Genomic DNA, 7928 nt, shown 5'->3' on the forward strand with positions numbered 1-7928 from the left:
CCAGTTCCGGCCCGCTCTCGCGCAGCTCGCTGGGGCCGCGCCAGTAGGCCCAGACCGCCACCACGAAGAGCACCAGGCCGACCGCCAGCGCGGCAAGCAATGGATGGTGCGGGCCGAACGATCGCTCACCGCGGCCGACGCGCTGGCGCCGTTGTTTGTCTTTTTGGAGATCCCTGTAGGAGTAGCCGTATCGCACGGTAATGGACCCAAACCTGTGGCGGCGATCTTGTCGCCGCTTCCCAGAGTCAGACCCTCACCCACGAACCACCGAACTGACTTGAAAGGCAGAAAGTTCCCAGTGAAACCAACTTATAACAAAGCAAAGCGCGGTTGCAATGGGAAATGTGGGAAAAGGCCAGCAAAAACAATGAGTTTAGCCGATACTTACATATCTGCTTCGATAGATGCGACGTCGATTCCGTAGTCGACCAGAAGTTCGGCGAGCTTTTCGCCGTTGACGAGTTCGAGCGCGGGGCCCTCGACAATGGTGTGCACGTCGGCTGTGAAATAACCCGTCGTGATGAAGACGCCCTTGAGCGCGCGCTCTCCGCGCACGTTGCCGAGCAGCTCACTCACCCGGTCCACGCTGATGGGATAGTCGGCATAGACGCAATCGACGACGACCGTGCCGCCCGCCAGGCCCCCGCCCCCGCTCACGGCCACCACTTCGAAGGCATACTCGCTAGCCGCCTTCACTTCCTTAACCTCAAGCCCCTGGGCCTGCAGCAGCCGGGCGACCGCTTCGCGAAAGACTTCGGGAGATGAAAACTCGATGGGGGGCGTGCGGCTCTCGTCGTCCCCCGGCGTTTCATCGAGCAGCGCCGGCACCGGGGCACGTCCCATGATGCCGATGAGAATGAAGCCGATGGTCACGGCAATCAAAGCCAGAAAGATGACGGACATGCAGGGGTCCTTCCTTCGCTGGTGGGGAGCCTAGCGTCCCGGCGCGCCGGTGGCCAGCAACGCAGCCCCGTGAAGGGAGCTCGCGCACAAAGCCAAGAAAAAGCCCGGCACAACGGCCGGGCTTTCATGGTCAATGGGTTCGGGATCAGTCGCACATGTCATCGTAGATCAAGTCGCGGCGACCCTCTTCGATGCGCTGGTCCGTCTTGAAGCCCTGATTGAGCGAGAGCCAGGTGTAGTAGCCCACCAGGAACATCATGCCGACGATGGGGATGTTGTCGCCCTTTTTCACGATCAGCAGGAAGTCGTGGCTGAGGATGCAGCCGGCGGTAATTCCCACCAACGCGGCGATGCCGAGAATGATGAAAAAGACGTTCAGAATGAGGATGCGCTTGTTCTTCATGTCGAAAATCCTGCCGGACCTCACCTGTCCGGGACCGGTTTAGTAGCTGTTGCGGAGCCCGCAATCAAGCCCCAAATCCCCTGAAACCCCCTGCCGGAGCCTCTAAAGGGTGAAACCGTCCATTTCGCGGTGGAGGGCCTCTGCCTGGTCTCCAAGCCGGGCGGAGACTTTCTCCAGCTCCCCGGCCTTTGCGCTCTGCGATTCGGCCAGCTTGCGGATCCGGTCGCTGGCGCGCTCGATCTTTTCGGTCTCGATGGCCTCGTCCTGAATGGCCGTGATGACAGATTCCATCGCGTGCTGGACCTCCGAGATCCCGCGGGAGACCTCTTCGGCGGCCTTGCGCTGCTCGTCGGCCGAGCGCGAGACCCGCCGGGAAAGCTCCTGGAGGCTCTTCATGGCCCCCACGATGGCGTCGCCGGCGCTGCGCTGGTCCGACTCGGTGCGCACGAACTCGGCCACCATTTCCTGGAGCTGGTCCACCACTTCGAGCAGCACCTGGCTTTGGCGCTGCTCTTCATCGACGGCCTCGACGAGCCCCTGGACCCGGCGCAGCGATTCTTCGGCGCTCTCTGTGATCTGGTTGAGCGCGGCCTCGGCTCCGGCCGCCAGCTCGGTGCCGCGGCTTACCTCGGCGGTGCCGCGCTCGATGGCGCTCACCGCGCGCGAACTCTCGCGCTGGATGTCGGCAATGAGCGAGGCGATCTCTCCGGTGGAGGCGGAGGTCTGCTCGGCAAGCTTTCGAATTTCCTCGGAAACCACGGCGAAACTCTGTCCATGCTCTCCGGCCTGCGCGGCGATGATCGCGGCGTTGAAGGAGAGCAGGTTCGTCTGGTCGGCCACCGTGTTGATGACGTCGAGAATCTGTCCCACTTTCACGTTGCGCGAGCCGAGCTCCCGAACGATCTGGGCGGCCTCGCCCACGGTCTCGTTGATGCGGTTGATGCCCTCGATCGTCTGGAGCACCGCCTCGCGTCCTTCCTGGGCGCGACCGAGCACGCCCTCGGAGAACTTTTCGGAATTGCGTGCGAAGGCGCCTACTTCCCCGATGGAGCGGTCGATCTTTGTCACCGCATTGCGCGTCTCGTCGGACGCTCCGTGGAGCGATCCGATGGCCCTGGCAAAGGCACCGAGCGAACCCTCCAGCTTGCGGGTATGCCCGCCGATGGCGGTCGTCTCGCTCTCGAGAAGTCCGGCCGTCTCACGCACCATGCGCGCGGTCGAGGCCAGCTCGAATCCCGCACTCGAAGTGGTATCGATCGAATCGTTGAGCGCGCCCACCTGCGAGACGATCTCTTCGGTGGTCAGGCGAAGCTTGGCAATGGCCCTGGCGGTCTGTTCGCTCTCGGTGAGCTGGCGGGTGCTGGCCTCGTTGGTTTCCTGCGTGGCGTGCCCGATGTCCTCGGCGGCGCCGGCCAGCTCATCGACCACGGACTTGAGATTACCCACCATCCGGCGCAGCCCCAGCACGGTCTGGCGCGTCTGGGTGGCGAGTTCGCCGACTTCATCGTCGGAAATGACCGCGATCTCCGTATCGAGCCGGCCGTCGGCAATCTTCGCCGAGCGGCGCACCAGCGCGCGAAGCGGCATGGCCAGGTCGTTGGAGATGAGATAGGCAATGCCGATCGAGCTTCCCAGCAGCAGCAGCAGGATGATGAGCGCCTGCACGATGAACTGGATGTCCTCGCTGTGCGGAGCAACCAGGGAAATCAGGTAGGGCCCACGCCCATCGAATTCGAGCCCGATCTGCGAAGTATCAAGCGTGACGAAGGTAACCCCGTGTCGGTAGTCCTCGCCGAATTCACCGAGGCCATCGGCTACCGCCACGCGCACGGCGTCGTCAGGCTTGACCGTTGTGTTGTTGAAGATGACTTCACCGGTGAGCTTGTGGAGCACCAGCGCGCCGCCGCCCTCGCCAAGTTTCAGGTTTCCCATGACCTGGCGCATTTGCGCCAGGGAATCGTTTTCGAAGCCGCTGCCCGCCTGTTCCTTGAGCACCCCGGCCACGAACTGCCGGGCATTGCCGAGAAGTTCGATGCGGTCCTCAAAGCGCGCCCGTTCGACGTGGATGAAATTCGCCATGAAAGCCAGGCCCAGGGCGAAGATCTGCGTCGTGGCAAACCCCACCCCCAGCTTGGTGCCGATGGTGCGGCGGTCGGGGGGCTCGCGATCGGCAAGCGCCGCGCACGTCTGCTGCAAGTAGCCGATCACCGAACTCAGCAGGCGGCGGTGCACATAGATCTGCGGCACATTGACGGCGACGCCCAGCAACACGAACATCACCATGGGAACCCACCGAAGCCGCCAGGAAATGTCGGCCAGAACGTAGGTCCCCAGCACGGTGCCAAAGATGGCCCAGAGGCAGAAACTCGAGACACCCAGAAGGTAGGGAAGACGGAACGCCCGCACGAACGCCCGGGATGCCGCATGCTCCTGCGTGGCCAGTTGCTCGGGCGGCAGATCGAGCACGTATTTCAGAGGCAGAAACAGGTAGTAGAGACTGGCGGTCCAGAAAACGAAGAAGGCGGCTGCGGCTAAGAATCCACGGAAAATCGCCTGGGAACTGATCAGGGTCCCAAAATCCCCGAAGACGCCGCCGAGTGAAGCGCCGATGGCAAGTGGAAGCAGGGAGGCCGTGCAGCCGATCAGTGTCGCGCTCACCCACAAGCGGGCGATCAGGCGATGCGATCCAACGACTTCAACGATCGGTCGCTTTCCGGGTGACTGGTGCAAATGAAGTGAACCCCGCTGAATTTCCCGAGTGTTATCGGTGGCTTACTTTGCCACAGCGGGAGGGGCACCGCAACAAGGTCCCCGGAGACGGGCTAGTGACCAATCAGAGCCAGAATCTCATCCCGGTGGCGTTCCATGTCCTCGCGGCTGGCGGTCGATTCGAGGTTCAGGCGCAGCAGCGGTTCGGTGTTGGAGGCCCGCAGGTTGAACCACCAGTCCGGGAATTCCACGGTCAGCCCGTCCAGGCGCGACTGCTTGCCCTCCTGGTAGTGCTGGGAGATCTTCTCGATCGCCGCTGCCTTGTCGGCGACCTGCATGTTGATCTCGCCCGAGGGGAAATACGCGCGGTAGGGCGCGGCCACTTCGCTGAGCGCCTTGCCCTGCTTGCCCAGCAGATTGAGCAGCAGCACGAGCGCCAGATCCGAGTTCTCGGCGTAGAAGTTGTCGCGGAAATAGTAGTGACCCGAGAGCTCACCGGCGCACAGGCCGCCGGCCTCGCGCATGGCGGTCTTGATAAACGCGTGGCCGACGCGGCACTGGCGCGGATCGGCGCCCGCTTCGCGAAGCTTTTCGGGCACCATGCGTGAAGAGCGCACGTCGTAGAAACACACGGGTTTCTCATCGTCACTCATTCCAATGAGATCGAGCGCCATGAGCAGCGTCGCCAGATCGCCGGTTAGGGTCTCACCCTTTTCGTCGAGAAAGACCACGCGATCGGCATCCCCGTCATAGACGGCGCCCAGATCGGCCCCTTCGGCAAGGATCGCCTTGCGACACTGTTCGAGGTTTTCTTCTTCGAGCGGATCGGGCGGATGCGAGGGGAAAGTCCCGTCGGGCTCGGCGTTGAGCAAGACGAAGTCATGGGGAAGTTTTTCGAAGATCTCCGGCGAGAGAACCGTCGCCGCCCCGCTGGAGAGGTCGGCAACGACTTTGAGCCGCTTGCCACCTGTTTCGGCGCGCGCCACGACACGATCGATGAACTCCACGCGCACATCGGTCGCGATTCGCTCGGGGCTGCTCCCGTCGTCTTCGGGGGCTTCGTCGCAGAGCTCGCCAATGCGGGTGATTTCCTTGTCGTAGACCGGCACCGCATTGGCCCGCGAGATCTTGAATCCGTTGTATTCGGGCGGGTTGTGGCTGGCGGTCACCATGACCGAGCCCCCTGCCCCGCGCACGCCATTGGCAAAGTTCGTGAGCGGCGTTGTGCCGCGTCCGATGTCCAGGACCTTCACCCCTGCCTGTCCCAGCCCGCGACAAAGGGCGTCGGTGATCTCGTCGGCGCTGGCGCGCACGTCGCGTCCGACAACGACCTGTTCGACTTCGAGAAAGGTTCCAATGGACCAGCCGATGCGCCGGGCCAGCTCGGCATCGAGCTGCGTCGGCACCACGCCGCGGATATCGTAGGCCTTGAAGATGCTCATCTTCTCTCCTCGGTGGTGGGGTTCTTCAAGTCCGCGCACGTGCTCGGGAAGGATGTGATCCTTGAGCAGTGCGTCGGGATGTTCCTTTTCATACTCGCGCACAGCCTTTTCCGAAAGCGACTTCGTGATGAAGGTGTAGGCCTGATAAAGCACGACTGCGACGATGACGATGACGAGAATCACGGTCAGGTGCTGCTTGGAGGTTTGCACCCGGCGGGTGAGCTCGTGGACATTGCCGGCGGCCGTGTGTCCGAGCCAGATCCACAGCGGGATCCCGATGCAGGCGGCAATCGCGTCGAGGGCCAGAAACTTCCGGTAGGGCATGCGCAAAATGCCCGCAATCAGATACACCGGGGCGCGCGCGCCCGAGATGAAACGGGCAACGAACACGACCTTCGCGCCGTATTTCTCGAAGTAGTGGCTGGCGCGTTCCATGCGCTTTTTGTGGAAGATCTTCCGGACGGGTTTGAAGTCGAGGATGTCCTCGCCGTAGCGCCGCGCAATGCCGAAGATGGCCGAGTCACCCGTGAGAATGCCCAGCATTCCGAAGGCGGCCGCGATGTAGGGATTGAGGATGGCTTCTTGCCCGCCCGAGAGATAGCCGGCAATCACGAGTACAACTTCCTCGGGAATGGGCAATCCCACGCTGTTGGCCACGAGGGTCGCATAGATGGCCAGGTAGAGGGCGAAGCCGTCGAGCTGGCTGAAAAATTCAAAGGCTGAGTCGACCATGAGGTTGTGGGTTCCGCCGCAGCGCAAACCGGGCGTCTATATCGCCCAATTCACGCGCGCAATCAAGCAGCAGGCTCCAAAACGGCTCTAGGCCGCGGCTCCGCCAATGACATGGCGCCAGAATTTTACGAAGTAGTCGATTCCCGACCAGACGGTCACCACGGCGGCCATGTAGAGCAGCACCAGCCCCACCCCCCCGAAATTCCAGTCGATCAGCGGATGGAGCGCGACCCCGAAGATCTCCGAGGGGTGGTAGTGAATCAGGCAGCCGGTCAACGCGGCGGTCTGGTAGGCGGTTTTGTATTTGCCCAGCGAGGAGGCCTGGATGACTACCTGGCTCTCGGCAGCCACGGCGCGAAGCGAGGTGACCATGAGCTCACGCGTGATCATCAGGGCCACGACCCAGCCGGGTACCCAGTGGATCTCGACGAGCAGAATGAGCGCCACCAGCACGAGCACCTTGTCGGCCAGCGGGTCCATGAGCTTTCCAAAGGCAGTCTCGTAGTCATTGGCGCGGGCCAGATACCCGTCGACGAGATCCAGCGCCATGCCGGCCAGAAAAACCATGCCGGCGGCAAAGGTCTGGTAACCGCCGGGCACCTCGCCGTTCCATCCCCAGGGATAGAGCAGCACGGCCACCAGCGGCACGAGCGCCAGCCGGCTCATCGTGATGATGTTGGCCGGGTTCCACAGACGTTTTTTGGATTTGCTCATGCTTGGGCTCAGGACGCTTTTGCGCCTGCCCTCACACTGGACGGCTAGAGCCGTCCGATCAAGACCCGGCCGGTGCCCTTGAGACGAATCATGGGACCCACCTCGGGCGGCACACCGTTGGGGGCTGATACGACGCGCGGGGCGAATTTGCCGACCCAGCCAATGAGCGTCTTGTGAGAGATGAGCAGGTCCTCATCCTCGACCTGCATCTGGGTGGGCGCCCCGGCGCTGGAGACGACGAAGGTGCCCTCGCCGTAAATCGTAACGAGATCGATGCTGCCCACCTTTTCGGAGCCGATGCGTCCGTTCTCCCAGATCAGTTTTCCGGTAAATGCGCACAGGGCGCGCTCGGAGATGAAGGCCTTTTCCTTGGGTTCGGTATCGAGCGCATAGAGCGTCTGGCCCAGCGCGGCCTGTAAAAACAGGTTGCCCGAGCCACTGATGGTGCAGAACGGGGCGTCCTTGGATCCGAACACCGTGGTGGTCGTCTGCCCGCGAAATCGCTTGTAGAGGGGTTCGGGTTTGACCTCTCCGCGCACGACTGCCGACTCGGTGAGCCGCGCGATGCTGGGCTCTTCGAGTGAAATGCGGAGCAGTCCGGGGGTTTCAAGCAGCAGGGCCGGAGCGTCTTCTCTCACGAGGGGCACTACCTCCACGGGCGCACCAGTCTTGGGGGCCGGCGCCTGGGTTTTCCGTGGCGGCGCCACGGGTTCTGGTTTGCTCTTTGGCTCCGCGGCCGGTGGCTCTGTCTGAGAATCCGCCTGTTTGGGGCTCTCGGCCGCCCGGGTCTGCACCTCATCGGGTGTTCGCCGGCGACTGAGCAACTCGCGGCGCCTTTGCGCAGCGTCAATCAGACTCTCTTCAGTGCGCTGGGCTTCGGATGCGATCTCGTTTTCGAGCTTTGCCGCCGCGCTTCCCGGGGCAGGCGGAGGAGCAACCGGTTTGCCCGCGCTGGCCGGCGGCTCGCTCATGCCCTGGCGGCGCTTGTCGATCATGGCTTCCATCTCGGCAACCATTTTCCTGGC

At 62.9% G+C, this 7928-nt stretch carries 7 protein-coding genes; all 7 read right to left on the bottom strand.

Going from position 1 to position 7928, the window contains the following annotated elements:
- The coding region (locus KDH09_19200) for a hypothetical protein (GenBank protein MCB0221833.1) at window positions 1-196 on the bottom strand (196 nt) is incomplete at its 3' end.
- Between the two features lie 188 nt (window positions 197-384).
- On the bottom strand, window positions 385-903 hold the full coding sequence (locus tag KDH09_19205) for a restriction endonuclease (protein ID MCB0221834.1): 519 nt from the start codon (window positions 901-903) through the stop codon (window positions 385-387).
- Window positions 904-1048: 145 nt separating this feature from the next.
- A complete protein-coding gene (locus KDH09_19210; GenBank protein ID MCB0221835.1) occupies window positions 1049-1306 on the bottom strand; it encodes a hypothetical protein in 258 nt (85 codons plus the stop codon).
- A gap of 102 nt (window positions 1307-1408) precedes the next feature.
- The gene (locus tag KDH09_19215) at window positions 1409-4036 is read right to left on the bottom strand and encodes a hypothetical protein (protein MCB0221836.1); all 2628 of its coding nucleotides are present in this window, start codon (window positions 4034-4036) and stop codon (window positions 1409-1411) included.
- 92 nt (window positions 4037-4128) lie between these two features.
- A complete protein-coding gene (locus KDH09_19220; protein MCB0221837.1) occupies window positions 4129-6189 on the bottom strand; it encodes a VTT domain-containing protein in 2061 nt (686 codons plus the stop codon).
- A gap of 87 nt (window positions 6190-6276) precedes the next feature.
- Window positions 6277-6903 (bottom strand): CDP-diacylglycerol--glycerol-3-phosphate 3-phosphatidyltransferase, encoded by a 627-nt coding sequence (gene pgsA / locus KDH09_19225; GenBank protein MCB0221838.1) that lies wholly within the window; start codon window positions 6901-6903, stop codon window positions 6277-6279.
- Between the two features lie 44 nt (window positions 6904-6947).
- On the bottom strand, window positions 6948-7928 hold a 981-nt coding region (locus tag KDH09_19230), incomplete at its 5' end, for an AIM24 family protein (GenBank protein ID MCB0221839.1).

This window comes from Chrysiogenia bacterium (genome assembly GCA_020434085.1).
GTDB lineage: Bacteria > JAGRBM01 > JAGRBM01 > JAGRBM01 > JAGRBM01 > JAGRBM01.